Genomic DNA, 14,471 nt, shown 5'->3' with positions numbered 1-14,471 from the left:
CAAGGCCCTATATGTACATGTACTACCTTGCCGACCAGCGGCTTAAGCCACTGGTAAAAGGGAGAGGCCACGTGTCGGCTGAGATAGTGAAGTTGGAACGGCCGGTCTCGTTTCTAGGGGATCTTGATCCAAAGACTGGAGTTTTAGCTGGCATAAATATAGTTGGAAAAATCTTAGCGCTTCCATATGTGAAAGGCTCGACTGTAGGCCCCTACGTGTTATGGAATGCTGCGAAGAGGGGGAAATCCCCGCTTGCTATTGTGGCAGAGAAGCCAGATCTAATGTTGGTGACCGCATGTGTTCTAGCAGGCGTGCCATTGTTTGAGGGGCGTGTAGATGCCAAATGTATAAATATTGACTTAGAGACCGGGGCTTATGAAATCTGTAAGTAGAGAGACGCTGTCAAAGTTGGCCCTCCTGATGCTTGAGGAATTGGCGCTTCGTAAAGAGGGCAAGATAAAGCTTAAGTACTGGAAAACCTACAGGATGTCAGTATTTTGGCTTGGAAAAGATGTCACGCAAAGGGTTGTAGACAGGCTGGTAGAGGGCGGTTATATAAAACCAGACGGTGAGTATATCGTCCTTCTGAAACGTTTTACTCCTCAGAAATCTCTCCGCGCGATTTTGAAAGAGGCGTACAATCTTCTCGTTTCTGAAATACGGCAATAATTTCTTGTGGAATACCGTGTATATTTTCGCCATAGATAACCGTCCGTCCGGCCAGCCAAAGCAATGTATCTAAGTGTAGAGGCGGTATCCCCACTTTTTCTGCAACTTTATTCCAAATACCCTGTACCTCTTTATACCGTCTTATAGCCTCTTTCGGCGGGATATCTATTAACTTTGCACACCAGGTTAAATATGCGATTCTGTAGTCAACAGGTATTGGTATGTTAAATGGCAGAAGTCTATTAACGCCCCTGCTACACATGTAGACATAGTTTAACATCTTTATGGCAAACACAAGTGTCTTTTGTTCACGTTTTGCATTAAGTAAAACAGAGAGGTCGTTGAGTGTCTTTTCTAAATCTTCTAGCTTTGGCACGTAACCACAAGCCTTAGCTACGCGCTTTTTCCTAGTCTCTATGCCAATTTTAAGATAAGGACTCGTCTCTATATACTTTAAGAAATCGTCACAGACGTCTTTTACCCTTCTCGAAAAATACCAGCCGAAATACTCCCAATGTTCCTCCCCCCTTCCAGTAAGCCGGTAGCTAACTAGGGCGTTCAACATCGTAAGTCTTGCGGCGGTTAGCTCGTCGTTATTTTGGACTACGCGACATACTGCATGATATTGCGGATCTCTTTTTTCAAGCTGTAAAATAACGTCTATATATTTAACTAATGTATCTACTAATTGTTTAAATTCTTGCTTTTCTCCCATAGCTGGCTATAGAGTAGTTTCAGATTTATAACTTAATGGAAAACATATGTGAACAAGCCAAAAGTTTCACTCATGAAAGTGGCGAAGACAACCACCAACAGCCGGTGTTGCCCATGCGACGGACTTTGTAGAATAACCCCCATTTTTCCACCTCCTCCCTCAGTATCTGTCTTTCCCGCTTTACTTGACCTTTAGCGACGCTAAAGGTCAAGTGTGATGTGTTCTCGCCTTTCTCTCTCGGCGAAGGTTGTAGATATCACAACCGCAGAGAGGCGCTCCTGTTGACGCAGGGTCAGCGATATAAAGTAGTGCAGTAAAATTTATGGACTCTTCTTAATTATAGATTTACGTCCATATTGAAGCGGGTTTTTCACCCCACAACCAAGGTTTGTTGGACAAAGCCCCCACGTATGCATAGTTTCACAACTAGGTACTGCATATTCCTTTCGCCCTCCAACTTGGCCGGCTATGTGCATTACCTGATACCGCGTAATTTTTTCGTTAAAGTCAGGAGATGAGCGAAATAACTCAACTATCTGTTCTAAATCCCACCCTCTCTTAATTAAATACGTCGTTATAGCAAATCTTGCTGTATGAGGAAGATTTTCGCCATTTTTAAGCGCAGTTATTATTGCTTGCATACATGGAGGATCTTTCCCCTCTGTTTGTTGGTAAGACAGCTGTACGGGTCTTTGGGCATACTTTTTAATTACGTCCTCAAGCTGTGTCATGTCGACTGCTGTAGCGATTCTACCTACAGCTAGTTCGTTTTCTCTCACAATTTGTAACATGCGTTCTTCATAAGCCTCCTCAAGGAGTCTTTCAAAGTCCTCCATAGGTAAAATAACCCAGCCTTTAATCACCGGCCTATTTATCATAGCCCAGTAGGGATCCTGCGGTGCATATCTGAGGTAAGATACCCATCTAACAGCCATGGGTAGGTTATATACAGCTACTATAGCGCCTGAGACAACTTCACTTGCTTGTTTTGCATATATGCCCAAGTCTTTAGCTATCTCTATCTTACATCTAGGATCTTGTACTCCTGGTATCTTTCTCAACAATATTGTAAAGTTTTTACTTTCTGAATCTATAAACCTTCGTAATATATACGTATTTTTTGTAGCAGCTGCGATATATAAAGCTAACCTAGCAGCTACAGCTATATTCTCTGGTGTGTCTAAACACTGGCGGGGGTTAAACGGTTCGCGTCCTAGCGATTTTTTAAACCGCTCTATTGCCTTCTCAATAAAAGCGCTATTTGTAAGTACGAAATCTAAAGAGAAACCTCTTCTAGAGAGATAGGCCATAGATCTGTTAAGAAATGGGAAATAGCATGCCGATTCGCTTATGGAAATATTACAACTCACAAATGTATTTACCTCGGCTTTTATAAACTAGCTAAGTACCTCAAGTATATTTAGTGTGGGTGTCAACTCCCTATATTTCCCACCGGTTGTTTTAGCTAACGATTTTAAGAATTGACTTTTCTCTGTCGCCACTATATGAAGTCTTTTAAATCTCTTGGCTAAGTTTAAAACCTTATCAGGATCGTGTGTTCTTCCGTCTGTAATTATAACAATATCACGAGAGATTTCATGGCTTTGTAAGAGCTCAAGCGCAGAGGCCAACTCAGTGCCGCCCATAGCGTATATGTATTTCAGTATCTCTATCATATCTCTTAGGTATATGTTGACGGGATGAGGAGTCCACATAAAGTCGGCGTCTGTGTTGAATAAGACTAGAGAAACTAAGCCGCGGAGATGTGCCATTTGATGTAGATATCTGGCTATGGCATTTTTTGCGACCTTAAGTTTTGTCAAGGCTCCTATATATTCCTTCATGCTTCCTGAGACATCTAGAGCTATATAGATAGGTTTATCTACTATGTGTATATACTCACGTATGTAGATATCTGTGTCCGAAATAGGTTTATTCTGTAGAGCTTTCCTAGCGATAGACATGGCGGTTCTAATCAAATCTACATCTGAGATAGAGACATAGGGGTAGTACTGTTTGATTGATTTTACAGCCGATTTTATATATGCAAATCCCTCACTACGTGCCGTGATTTTAGCCTCAACCTCTTTAACAGCCTCTTGTGGAAGATTTATCCTCCTTATAACTTCAAGTTTTACGCGTGGTGATGCATCAGGAGACACATATTTATTTACTACATGGGCGAGCGTCGGCGCTTTTTCAACGCCTACAGACCCTATAGCTGGCGCTGGAGAAATCACTCTAGCATTCGGTATACAGTCTATTGCGCTTTCTATGATTTTCTTGGCGTTTCCTGGACTTGTACGTAACGAGCCAGCTAAATTCTGGGCCAAGATTTCTAGGATTTTCTCTCTATCCAGCACCCCAAGATGCGACCTGGCATATATATCTGCGATAGCGTAGATTAAGCTACGAACAGAAATCCCTCCAAGACATTCATAAAGTGAAGCCAATATATCTATTAGTTCATTCATTTAACGTTTTATCAAATATATTAATCAGCGACTCTTTTACATCTATACTATACGAAAGATTTGAGATAAGGGCCTTTCTTAAGTCGCGTATGCTCGGCTCTCTATGTTGTGTCCAAGCAAAGGCCGTTGCGTCTGCCAAGGCGTAGCTAAGCGATCTAACAGACAACGAGTAGCCCATCTTCCTAGCCTCATGGGCGAAGTTTGCTAAGATGTCTGCAAGTCTAGGAGGCACCTCAGCGCTGAGGTCGCCTAAAGTCTCTTTGGCTTTCCAGAGCAGTATCGACTTTAGTAACTCCTTATCTGGCATCTTCACCTCTACGAATTTAAGCCTATCAGCAAGTGCCTCCGAGAGCTCATACACGCCCTCATATTCGCTAGGGTTTGCCGTGCCTAAAAGCGCGAAATCTGTACGTATTCTATACCCCCTTATGTATATATAATGCTCTTGTATTGCTTGCAATAGGGCAGCTTGCGCATAGGGGTTGAGTCTGTTTATCTCGTCCATAACCAATACAGTTCCATGCGCCATTACGAGAGGCCCTGGGATGTAGGAGAGAGGGTGGTCAAAGCCGGCTTGTAGCGCCACGGCTATATCTATGTCGCCGGTTAGATCTACTGCAGTCATATGTGAATGACAAGCTACTTCAACATATGGCGGATCCCCCAGCGCGAGTATCTCTGCTATAGTTTCAGCTAGCGTAGTTTTTCCAAGACCGACCGTACCGACTAATACCACTGGCCGCCCTATCATCAGCCCGCTTAATACGTCTAAAATCACTTCGTCAAAACCCTTTAACACGCGGTTAACCCTTGTCTTAATCTCCTCTATGCCTATCTGTTTAATTCTCTCTCTAATAAGCTTTGGGACGTCTATAGGCTGTCTTTGCAGTAACTCTGACAATTTCACAGTAGTTAAACAAGCCTTAGGTTTATAAACTCTGTAGAGGTCGGCGAGGCATAGTTAAAAATGTGCTATCTTGGCGGTTTAGTATGCCTACTCGTGTGATTAAAGCTGGCGACGTATATCGCATAGAGGGGCCTGCCAAGGTGATTGTAAAGAGGGGACATATATATGCTACAGGCGTGATATATGGCGAAGGTCAAAGCTTTACAGTACTCAGAGCACGTAGGCTTGTCATAAAAGCTATTTCAGACTCTGAAGTGGAGTTTATACTGGGCCCCGGCGCTTTGTTAGAGAAAGCTATGCCAGGAGAAGAAGTGATAGAGGAGTGGGAGCGGCGGATCTCAAATCTTAATCCCAGAGGGGCCATCCTTATAATTGGGATGACGGATGTCGGAAAGTCCACTATGGCTGCGATGCTGGGCAATAAAGCACTTTTACATGGATATAAAGTAGCTATTATAGACGCGGACGTTGGTCAAAATGACCTAGGCCCTCCAACCACAGTTTCTATAGCTAGACTTACGAAATATATCACACACCTCAGACAACTAATAGCAGAGAAGAGCATTTTTCTCCAATCTACAAGTTTAGAGAGGATATGGCCAAGAGCTGTGGAACAAATAGCCAAGGCTGTGGAATATGCAAAAAACAAATGGAGTGTCGACACAATTATTATAAATACAGACGGTTGGGTCTTAGACGAAGAGGCCGTGGTATTTAAAAGGCGCCTTATAGAAAAGATAAAACCTACGCACATTGTAGCGATACAAGTAGAGAAAGAGCTTATGCCTATACTAGATGGCTATACTAATACAACGATCTTACCCCCGCCTCCCCATGTGAGAACACGAAGTAGAGAGGATAGGAAAATACACAGGGAAATGGGATACGGCAGATATATATTCCCTCCTGTAGAAATTGCGTTTTCCCTAGACAAAACCCCTTTGTGTAATTTGCCTCTTTTTAAAGGGATTGAACTATCAGAGGATTTGAGAAGAATGCTTATGAGGGCTACTGGGGTGTCAATAACGAGGGCTTTTCAAGTTGGAGATAGAGTATATGCCCTAGTCCACGGCACTACATGGGCTGTGAAAAGAGTCGGCAGATTCCAAGTGATATGTTTACCGCAGGAGTTCGAAAAGGGGCTACTTGTCGGTTTAGAGGATCGGGAAGGTTTTCTCGTCAGTTTAGGAGTTTTAAAAAAGATATATTACGATAAGAGAAAAGCTATAGTTTATACATCAAGCGATGTAGAGAAGAGAATAGGAGAGGTGAAATGTATAAGGCTGGGATTTGTAAGACTAGATGAGAACTTCAACGAAATTGAAAGGGTGACAAATCTGCTAAAAGCGGAGGAGATTCACAATATTAGCCAAATATGACAGCCAAATAGAGACCTACAACTGCTGTTAACACGCCAAATACTCTCCTCACCAATACAGGCCTTTCTAAAAGTGTTGTAATCAGCGGATACGACGACATTACAAGAGTAACACTTACATAGTCGCCTACAGAAACAGCTAATGTATAGGCACCGAAGCCTATAAAACTATCCAGAAATCCCCCAATAGCAAGACGACGGATGTAACAAATAGGCGCTTTTATACTAAGCACTAGGGCTACTAGAGACACAACAAGGCCTCTTATGAACAACGCTCCTCCAGGCCCTAGGGAAGCTACTGCATGGGCGTAAAAATTTATACTCCATGTCCATACAAACGCCGCAAAAATTCCGTATAAAGCTCCGCGTCTAGAACTAGACTCAGACCATGAGGCTATTGCTATGCCTAACAGTAGAAGTAACGCCGCCGGTATTAACAAAAATTTACCAGCTATGAGAGGCAACATAACTATATAGAACGAGCTACTGATATTGCCAATAGAGGGGCCGCCTTTCTTAACTGCTGTAATATAAAGCCACGAGCCGAGGATGCCTCCCGATAGAGCTGCAATTATTATGTGGAAAACGCCATCTATAGAAACCTCCTCCCATGGCAACAAAAGGCCTAAAGCTATTGAATATAGAGAAAATATCGACATAGCCTTAAATTGTGAGGTACAGAAGAGAGCCCGTCTATAGATGAGCGGAGCGGTGCCATATGCTATCGCAGACAACATGGCGAGAATCGTATGAAACACAGAGACAATAACTGTTATATAGTTATGTATATTTCTCATCTCTATGAGTGATGCAGAGGTTGTAGCATTGGCCTTTGCAGTTCTTTTTGTCTTAATGGTAGGGACTATATATGGCGTAATGTTAATAGCACCTAGGAGACCTACGCCACAAAAATTAATGAGATATGAAGCTGGAAATCCAGAGACAGGTCCTGCAAAAGCTCCTCTTGCTATGCAATACCTAGGCTATATATTAATGCTTGTCACGCTTGAGCCAGCCGCAGCTATTCCAATAGCGATATATCTCGCAGGCGGCGATCTTTATTCCACAGTTTTTGCGGCGCTAATAGGAGGCTTAATCGCTGTTGCCGTCTCCGCTTATGCATACAACTACGCGAAAAGGATTGAGCTTTGGAGAGTTGGCGCCTGACGTTTGTTCACTGGAGTTTTCCAGAGCGTATATCTTCGTTTTTCATGCGATTGCTGAAGTAATGAGAGAGGCAGGGGATTTCATGCCAAGAGGGACGTGTACGGCTACTGACAGAGGATAGAGACATGTACAATATACAAAACCTAAAAACGTAAACGGGGGCTACAATAGACATGGCATAGATCGGCTCCCATATGTCACGCGTATAACACACAGGGAAATGTATGGGTCTAGTGAGATGTAAAACGTTATATCAAAGTGTGTATATTACATAATCGAAGACTCATTAGAGACGTACCTTTCCTCACCATACGTCTCCCCACCTCTCTCTTGGCCTCTCCCTGGGGGGCTTGGGGGTCTGTTTTGGGTGTGCCGGGGCGGGGGGTGGGTCTTATGTGGCCGTAGGTCGTCGATTTTCTCCGTCTGCCGCCCGGGGCCGGCGTCGTTCATGTGGGAGGTGTAGTTGGGGGGTTAGGTGGTGGTCGCCGAGGGGGTTGTTTCTAGCCCCCAGTACCTCTTCTCCGCCATGTCATGGGGGCGTTGTCTCTATGTGCCCCGAAGCCGCAGGTGGGGCAACGCATTACGCGGCCCCTCTCCTCCGCCATCTTAGCTCCACAACGGGGGCAGACCGTGCTGTAGAGTCGCTCCTCTACATATGGAATGCCGTACCACTGCGCCTCTTCAGCTGGCCGAGGCCGTCTAGGAGGTGTTTCTTCTCTCCGCTCCCCTCCTTCAGCTCCCGGTAGCTCTCCTCCACTGCATCAACTACGACGGCGGCTTGGCGCTCTCTGGCCAGTTTTATGATCTCGCGGGCGGCGTTGCCCCTTCCAGTACGAGCCAACTAGAGACGGCCATATACGCGACGCCCGCCGTGTTGGCCACGGCAGCGGTGGCGCTGAGCGGCGCCGCCGCAAGGCGGCGTTGGGAGGCTTGGCCATGACCTTCGTCGCCACAAGAGCAATCGTTGTCATAAGCAACATATTGATACTCGCCGGCGTTAGAGACACGCCACTGATACCACCCCAAGTCTTGTTCAATTGACAATACCCATCGTGGCGTTGGCGGCGACGCCGTGAGAACTGCCGTAAACCCGTTTCTAACCCACTTCCCCTAGGTCTGTACAAATCAAAACGCCTCACCTGGGTTTCACGTTGAAACCCAGGTGTGTCGCACCGTTTCACCTTTCACACACCGTCAACACAACACTGGCTTTTCTCTCCCACGCCACATACGCCCATGGGCCAAGTCTACAGAACGCTAAAGGTAGAGATACCGTGGCGGTTGGTAGAGGAGCGGCCGGACGTCTTAGACCTAGCGACGAGGATGTACCTAGCCGTAGAGGAGTACACGAAGAGACCGTTGAAAGAGGTCACGGGACAAGAAGAGCCGAGGCTAACGGCGGAGAAGCTAGACCGCTTGCTCACGCCGGACAGGCAGGGGTTGGCGCACCGGATTATCGAGGAGGTGTTTCCCAAGTACGGGCTTGGGAAAGCCCTTGTGGGTTATGCCAAATTTCTCTGGCGCGACGTGGCGTTCTTCAGAACAGTCCTCCTTGACGTACAACTTAGGGTTGAAAACGAAAAAGACGTGAGTAGAGCGGTCTTCGTCGACCTAAAGAGCGGCATCCTCAGACTGCGGAAGACCGGTATAGCTTCATTCGCCATACCACTTAAGAAGAATAATGTCGCTTGGATTAGGCGGAGGTTGGAGGAGGGCGCCGAGCTTAAGTTGGCGTCCCTAGGCGTAGAGGTGCAGAGGGGCAGAGAGTTGCCCCTCGCCCCGGCGTACCCGGGCGGACTCTTGTGCCGCTAGCAATACATCGGCAACGTAGACTCTTCGTAGCAAAAATGGAACGGGACGCAAGTCCAACAGACAATATGTTGACGTAATCTCCTTCAAGCAGCAGCTATAGTCTCTTCTTGTTGTGTTAATTGAGTCGATAATGTATGTTTAATTAGCTCATCTATTGTTAAGCCGATTTTCTTCTCAATTAATTTATAGAGGTTTTTCTCTAGTGGTTCCCTATCTAACCTTGTAATTATCGATAGATTATGTGCTATCTCATCCACATATTTAGCTAGAGATATGTATTTATTCAATAGTTCCATTTCCTTCTCCTTCCGTGATAAGTATAGTCTCAACTTCTTTGCTACATCTCTAAGCGCAAGTCTTATCTCCTTTTCTATTTCTGGTACTTCCGCAATGGCCTCTTTACCTGCTGATGCATATGGTATCTTGGTTGAACATATATGAGTAATTACAGCAAGGGGGGCTGGGAATTTTATCTTGTAGTTCTGCCAGTTAAACTCATCAACTATTTTTCTAGCAACATCAGCACCTTCGTCGTATAGTAGGGGGATTTTATTAGCATAACGTAACAAGAGGGGTTTGTCAACCGGCGGTATCTGGCCGCCCCACGCCACAGCCACTTCAACTATAAAGGGGTGGCCGCTGTAGGATTCTGGCTTACGCGTAACCGCGAAGACAGCCTCAGCGCCCAAAATAGCCTTCGCGCCTATTTCTAAGAGTTCCGAGCCGACCGGAGAGAGCCAGTCAGCACGAGGCCTTCGCCAACCTTCGTATTGTTTCATTTTTTCAACCAGTCTTACGATTTCCTCAGGAGTTAGCGCCGTAGTCTTCGTATTTGGGTTGAAACCTGCCCACTCAAGAAAAGCCTTGGCTGTGCCCTCGCCAACTGCATCAAAATTTTCCGTTAGAAACTCCAAGAGACTCATGTTCCTACTTTCTAACAGCATTTGTTTTACAGTGTCTACGTCTACGCTTTTTGGATGCGGCAATCCTTCCTTAGGCGGTGGTGGTAATTTCGTGGTTCTCCTCTTTAACCACAACTCTAAATCGGGACTCTTGAGTATAATTTCGGCATACGGCGCTATGATGGCAGTTCTCTTTAAATAGTCTTCGATTCTCTTTTTTGCAGCAGGCCAGTTGCCCTCTAAATATACTTTGACAGCTGTGCCGTGCCATTTGTATTTATTAGGGTACTCTCGTCTATCTAAAATAATTGGACTGTTATTATTTGTATCGATCATTATTTGGTATTCATATATTTTATCTGATTTAATAGTTGAAGATCTGACATATACAGGTTTATTTGTAGTACTTTGTGAATATAACACCACCATCTTAAGGCCTAGGCCAAATACGCCGCGATGTTGTTTTATCTTGTATTTACTGCTATAAAAGACGCGGCCAAAGACATTCGGAATTTCGTTGCCTGGAATACCTATTCCGTTGTCTTCTACATATACCGACGCCCACCCCTTTTGCTCATCTTCTATGCTAACCCGGATGTATATGTTAGGTAAAATGCCGTAGGTCTCCGTGGCGTCTAGAGAGTTTTCAACAAGTTCTCTAATAGTTTGATAAAGTGCCCTTGCTGGATTGTGGAATCCCGCTAACTCTCTATTGCGTCTAAACCATTCGGCTACCGGCAAAGCTTCATAAGAATATATTGAAGACACAACGGCCCGTGCTAAAAGTTATTTAAGCTTTCGGCCTCTCTGGCTAGATTTAGTGCGGCGCTAATGTATTTAAAGACGCAACTTGGCCGTATCATGTTCCCACCTGCCATGGCGGGTTACGATAGAGCAATAACTATATTCTCACCTGAGGGAAAAATATATCAAGTAGAATACGCCGGAGAGGCTGTTAAAAGAGGTTGGCCTACCGTCGGCGTAAAGTGTAGAGGCGGCGTTGTATTAGTTGCAGAAAAGAGAAAAATATCCGCTCTGTTTGACCCATCTTCCTTAGAGAAAATTTATCTCATCGATGAACATGTAGCTGCTTCTCCCTCAGGACTTCTGGCAGATGCCAGAATTTTAATAGACTATGCTCGCGACGTGGCGTTAAGCCACAGGTTCATCTATGATGAGCCTATCGACGTAGAGCTTCTCACAAAGGCTATATGTAACTTAAAGCAACAATATACACAATTCGGTGGAGCTAGGCCTTTTGGTGTCGCGTTATTAATTGCCGGAGTTGATAGACATGGCGCCCGTCTATTTCAGACAGATCCTTCAGGAGTTTACATCGGCTATTTTGCTACAGCAATAGGTTCAGATGCCGGCACAATTTCGGAATACCTAGAAAAGAACTATAAATTCGACATTGATATCAGAGAGTGCATAGAGCTTGCAGCTAAAGCCTTGGCCTCCGCCGTAGAGATTTCCGATAGCAACAATATCGAAGTTGCATATGCCACAATTGAGGAGAGAAAAATACGGAAAATGACACAAGACGAAATTGCTACTTTATTAACAAAACTACCTAAGAAGACCTAGCAGAAACGTGACAACATAGCTATTTCCTTTATTACCTCTCCGGGTGTCTTACCTGTCTTAAATATTGACGTTAATATATAGAGCGTGTTATCCTCCACTTTTACATAATCTTCAAGCCCTATCTTTCTTATTGTGTCATCTAAACACTCATGTGAAACCCCAACTACTTTACATACAATGTCCTTACTTACGCCGTACTCCATATCGCACTCTATGTGTACATTGTCGATTTGAATAATATAAGTGCTCATGTTACTAGCTCGATATACTCATTTTTAAGTATGTCATATTAGATCCATGTCTTGCCCAATTTCCCTCCTTTATGCACGTGTATATATACACGCCACAGAAGATCCTGAGAAAGTCCTACATGCGCTAGAAAACGTAATAAGGGGACGCTATGTTGTAAAAAATGTAAGAGGGCACTATGGCAATGTGATACAGATAGTAGAGATGAGGCTATACGAATGTGAGGCTTTAGAGGCGTTGAAGTCCATCTTGGTGAGGCTCGACGATGTCGAATTTACGCTTATGTTGACAGGAGTAGAGGAAATGCGACTATATTTAAAGCTGGATAAACAACAAGCATATAGAGGAATTTTGAAAATTTCACATGGAGACGATACTATATATTTAGAAGTGAGGGGAAAGACATATGCTGTGGGGGATATGAGAAATTTTCTAATGTCTTTAAGAGAAGCGTTAAAAACCTAAGTCAATATAAGCCACATGGAGAGGTTGCCACTTGAGTTGACTACAAAACTTCGAAAAATGGCCCAAGAGCTAGAGGGCGTGGGGGCTAGGTCAATAATTAACTACGTCATTTACGAGTTTGAGGTTGGGGGGCAATCGCTCGAGGTCTTAGAAGAGGCTGAGCAAATGGCAAAGAAGGAAATTGAAGAGCTCTACGAAGTGATAAAGGTAATTGAAGAGTTAAGAAAAGCTATTGTGTAAACGTTTACAACACGTTTACAACTGAAAATTCTGCCCTTTAGGGCAGGAAGGAGATCATAACATTACCTCTACAACAGATTTGTTGGGAATATCGAACCAATCTACAATTCCCTCATTGTGTATTTCTGCTACAACTCTTGTAGGTTTTTGTCTAAGTAACATTGCTATAGTTTCTGCAGTTTTACGCGTCATACAGTAGTCAAAATTATCTATTAACAAGATATTCGGTTTAATTTCTAATGCTGTAGTAAGAGCAAGCAGACTTTTTATAGAACATGGCGCTTTAGATAAAGGCATTTTTAAGCCCTTAGAGATAACAAATGCGCCTATTTTACCAGGTTTGGCCAAGCCTACTGAGAGAGAAACCCCCACTCTCTTGAGACTAGCCCTTATAGAGTCGTATGCAGATGGTCTATAAAGAGCTAAATATGATAAAACTCCTGCCAAATTCCTGGCATAGCGATCTAGCGTATTTACGCGTGCATTAGCGTCTACGAGAGATTTGGGGCTTATGTAGGGCCCTAACATCTGTATTTTAATGCCTAAGCTCTTCCTGGCCGTGGCCAGGAGACTGTTGAATCTATTTATATCCTCCTCAGCTACAATAGATAGGTGTTCCTCCGTTTTAATATTGGGGATTATGACATCTGCCTCCGCGATAGTTACTTCTATAGGCTTTATTAACCTATGTAGGGGCTTTGACGGAATATATTCAAATACTATATCCTCTCCCTTTACAGATATAGTTTGTCTAACTCTCCATTTGTTAACAACTATTGAATAGGAGATGTCTCCACTTTGAGCATAAAAGCTCCAACTTTCTCTTATCTTAGGTATCTTTTTACCAATATTTGAAATTACTCTATACAACACCTCAAGAAATGTCGATTTCCCCACTCCTGTGACGAAAGTTACATCTACGAGTCTAACCGAGGCTTTTGAATCTCCAATTCCTACTTCTACGTAATCTACCATCTGCCTAAACTCTAAAATTAAGTAATTAAATATGCTTTATGATACCTGTCGAATTCGTAGTCGAGGTCTTCATAGCGCCTTTAAAAGGCTTGTTGGCACACGAACTAGCCGAAATGGGATATTCACAAAGCAAAATAGGGCAACTCTTAGGTATTTCGCAACCTGCTGTCAGTGCATATCTCAAAAACCCGAAGACATATTACGAAGAAAAACTTCTTAAGATAATAGACAGGAGAGAACTGGGGAGATTGATAAGATCCACAAAGAGTTTGGTTGAGTTGGGAAGTGTGGAAGAAGCACTACGTTATCTCAACAACTATGCGTTAACTCTACTTTCAACACTTAGATTATGTCGATTACATAGAGTAATGCACCCAATGTTACAAAGCTGTGAGATTTGTAAAGATATCCATATATACACTGAGGTTGTAAAAAGAGTAGAAACTGCTTTCGAGATTTTGCGTAGGTGTAATAACTGCTACAAGTTGGTGCCAAAGGTTTTAATGAATATAATAGAACTAGACCTAGGAGTCGGAGTTGGATTTCCAGGTAGAATATATGTAGAAGGAACTCAACTAATGGTGAGGGGGAAGCCTAAGCCGGGTGCTTCACGATTTTTGACAGCTCTATTACAAGAGGTGAATAAAATACACGGCGAGATCAAGGCGGTTGCAAATATCGCATACGTGGCTAAGGAATGTATTAAAAATAAACTAAATGTAGCAGAGGTAGGGCCTAGCAATAGCGAGGAGGAGATAATATCTAACGTTGTTTCAGTATTTCGTAGAGAAGTATTCGACGTCATTTATGATTCAGGAGGTCGTGGGATAGAGCCAAACGCTTACGTTTTTGGCATAGACGCCATAGATGTTGCCACAAAGATCGTGGAAATAGCCAATTGCATCTCGTAAAGAGTGTAGATAAATTTTTA

The 14,471-nt window shown here is 43.7% G+C and carries 18 protein-coding genes and 1 pseudogene; 9 read left to right on the top strand and 10 right to left on the bottom strand.

What is annotated here, in order from left to right; all coding sequences use genetic code 11:
• Positions 1–11: 11 nt before the first annotated feature.
• Both PISL_RS04400 and PISL_RS10680 read left to right on the top strand, forming a co-directional pair.
• Entirely contained in the window at positions 12–392 is a 381-nt protein-coding gene (locus PISL_RS04400; RefSeq protein ID WP_011762606.1) for an aconitase X swivel domain-containing protein, read from the top strand.
• A complete protein-coding gene (locus tag PISL_RS10680; RefSeq protein ID WP_167827618.1) occupies positions 376–669 on the top strand; it encodes a hypothetical protein in 294 nt (97 codons plus the stop codon). The genes PISL_RS04400 and PISL_RS10680 overlap by 17 nt, the downstream gene beginning before the upstream one ends.
• On the opposite strand, the gene PISL_RS04395 is transcribed toward PISL_RS10680, so the two are convergent.
• The 4 genes from PISL_RS04395 to PISL_RS04380 all read right to left on the bottom strand — a co-directional run bounded on the left by PISL_RS04395 (position 596) and on the right by PISL_RS04380 (position 4,765).
• Positions 596–1,384, bottom strand: a complete 789-nt coding sequence (locus PISL_RS04395; protein WP_011762605.1) for an N-glycosylase/DNA lyase — start codon at positions 1,382–1,384, stop codon at positions 596–598. The genes PISL_RS10680 and PISL_RS04395 overlap by 74 nt on opposite strands.
• A 320-nt stretch (positions 1,385–1,704) precedes the next feature.
• Positions 1,705–2,754 carry a DNA primase large subunit PriL gene (locus PISL_RS04390; protein WP_011762604.1) on the bottom strand — a complete coding sequence of 350 codons (1,050 nt, stop codon included), beginning with the start codon at positions 2,752–2,754 and terminating at the stop codon, positions 1,705–1,707.
• A gap of 27 nt (positions 2,755–2,781) precedes the next feature.
• Positions 2,782–3,858: a vWA domain-containing protein gene (locus PISL_RS04385; protein WP_011762603.1), complete on the bottom strand. Its 1,077-nt coding sequence runs from the start codon at positions 3,856–3,858 to the stop codon at positions 2,782–2,784.
• The gene (locus PISL_RS04380) at positions 3,851–4,765 is read right to left on the bottom strand and encodes an AAA family ATPase (protein WP_011762602.1); all 915 of its coding nucleotides are present in this window, start codon (positions 4,763–4,765) and stop codon (positions 3,851–3,853) included. Before PISL_RS04380 ends, PISL_RS04385 begins: the two co-directional genes overlap by 8 nt.
• Before the next feature lie 83 nt (positions 4,766–4,848).
• Here PISL_RS04380 and PISL_RS04375 point away from each other — a divergent pair, with 83 nt between their 5' ends.
• The gene (locus PISL_RS04375; protein ID WP_011762601.1) at positions 4,849–6,144 is read left to right on the top strand and encodes a Clp1/GlmU family protein; all 1,296 of its coding nucleotides are present in this window, start codon (positions 4,849–4,851) and stop codon (positions 6,142–6,144) included.
• Here PISL_RS04375 and PISL_RS04370 read toward each other — a convergent pair.
• Positions 6,131–6,901 carry a transporter gene (locus PISL_RS04370; protein WP_245218468.1) on the bottom strand — a complete coding sequence of 257 codons (771 nt, stop codon included), beginning with the start codon at positions 6,899–6,901 and terminating at the stop codon, positions 6,131–6,133. The two genes, PISL_RS04375 and PISL_RS04370, sit on opposite strands and share 14 nt — an antisense overlap.
• Before the next feature lie 43 nt (positions 6,902–6,944).
• Here PISL_RS04370 and PISL_RS04365 point away from each other — a divergent pair, with 43 nt between their 5' ends.
• Entirely contained in the window at positions 6,945–7,310 is a 366-nt protein-coding gene (locus PISL_RS04365; protein WP_011762599.1) for an NADH dehydrogenase subunit 3, read from the top strand.
• Positions 7,311–7,810: 500 nt separating this feature from the next.
• On the opposite strand, the gene PISL_RS11680 is transcribed toward PISL_RS04365, so the two are convergent.
• Positions 7,811–7,972, bottom strand: coding sequence for a zinc ribbon domain-containing protein (locus PISL_RS11680; RefSeq protein ID WP_425331206.1), 162 nt, complete (start codon positions 7,970–7,972; stop codon positions 7,811–7,813).
• Positions 7,960–8,151: a hypothetical protein gene (locus PISL_RS11675; RefSeq protein ID WP_425331203.1), complete on the bottom strand. Its 192-nt coding sequence runs from the start codon at positions 8,149–8,151 to the stop codon at positions 7,960–7,962. Before PISL_RS11675 ends, PISL_RS11680 begins: the two co-directional genes overlap by 13 nt.
• Before the next feature lie 395 nt (positions 8,152–8,546).
• Here PISL_RS11675 and PISL_RS04355 point away from each other — a divergent pair.
• A pseudogene (locus PISL_RS04355) lies at positions 8,547–9,083 on the top strand (hypothetical protein); the annotation flags it as partial.
• 122 nt (positions 9,084–9,205) lie between these two features.
• Here the strand turns inward: PISL_RS04355 and PISL_RS04350 are convergent.
• Positions 9,206–10,783 (bottom strand): DNA topoisomerase VI subunit B, encoded by a 1,578-nt coding sequence (locus tag PISL_RS04350; protein WP_053240542.1) that lies wholly within the window; start codon positions 10,781–10,783, stop codon positions 9,206–9,208.
• Between the two features lie 99 nt (positions 10,784–10,882).
• Between PISL_RS04350 and psmA the strand changes: the two genes are divergently transcribed.
• A complete protein-coding gene (psmA, locus tag PISL_RS04345; RefSeq protein ID WP_425331205.1) occupies positions 10,883–11,611 on the top strand; it encodes an archaeal proteasome endopeptidase complex subunit alpha in 729 nt (242 codons plus the stop codon).
• Here the strand turns inward: psmA and PISL_RS04340 are convergent.
• Complete coding sequence (locus tag PISL_RS04340) at positions 11,608–11,862, bottom strand: hypothetical protein (protein WP_011762595.1); 255 nt, start codon at positions 11,860–11,862, stop codon at positions 11,608–11,610. The two genes, psmA and PISL_RS04340, sit on opposite strands and share 4 nt — an antisense overlap.
• A 46-nt stretch (positions 11,863–11,908) precedes the next feature.
• On the opposite strand from PISL_RS04340, the gene PISL_RS04335 reads away from it, so the two are divergent.
• Positions 11,909–12,325: an RNA-binding domain-containing protein gene (locus PISL_RS04335; protein ID WP_011762594.1), complete on the top strand. Its 417-nt coding sequence runs from the start codon at positions 11,909–11,911 to the stop codon at positions 12,323–12,325.
• 15 nt (positions 12,326–12,340) lie between these two features.
• Positions 12,341–12,565: a hypothetical protein gene (locus tag PISL_RS04330; protein WP_011762593.1), complete on the top strand. Its 225-nt coding sequence runs from the start codon at positions 12,341–12,343 to the stop codon at positions 12,563–12,565.
• A gap of 54 nt (positions 12,566–12,619) precedes the next feature.
• Here PISL_RS04330 and PISL_RS04325 read toward each other — a convergent pair whose 3' ends face one another.
• A complete protein-coding gene (locus tag PISL_RS04325) occupies positions 12,620–13,540 on the bottom strand; it encodes a hypothetical protein (RefSeq protein WP_011762592.1) in 921 nt (306 codons plus the stop codon).
• Positions 13,541–13,578: 38 nt separating this feature from the next.
• Between PISL_RS04325 and PISL_RS04320 the strand changes: the two genes are divergently transcribed.
• The gene (locus PISL_RS04320) at positions 13,579–14,451 is read left to right on the top strand and encodes a thiamine-phosphate synthase family protein (RefSeq protein ID WP_011762591.1); all 873 of its coding nucleotides are present in this window, start codon (positions 13,579–13,581) and stop codon (positions 14,449–14,451) included.
• The last annotated feature ends 20 nt before the right edge of the window (positions 14,452–14,471 follow it).

It is taken from the genome of Pyrobaculum islandicum DSM 4184 (assembly GCF_000015205.1).
Taxonomy (GTDB): domain Archaea; phylum Thermoproteota; class Thermoprotei; order Thermoproteales; family Thermoproteaceae; genus Pyrobaculum; species Pyrobaculum islandicum.
Note: the sequence above shows the minus strand (reverse complement) of the source record. Positions and strands in the feature narration are given on the sequence as shown.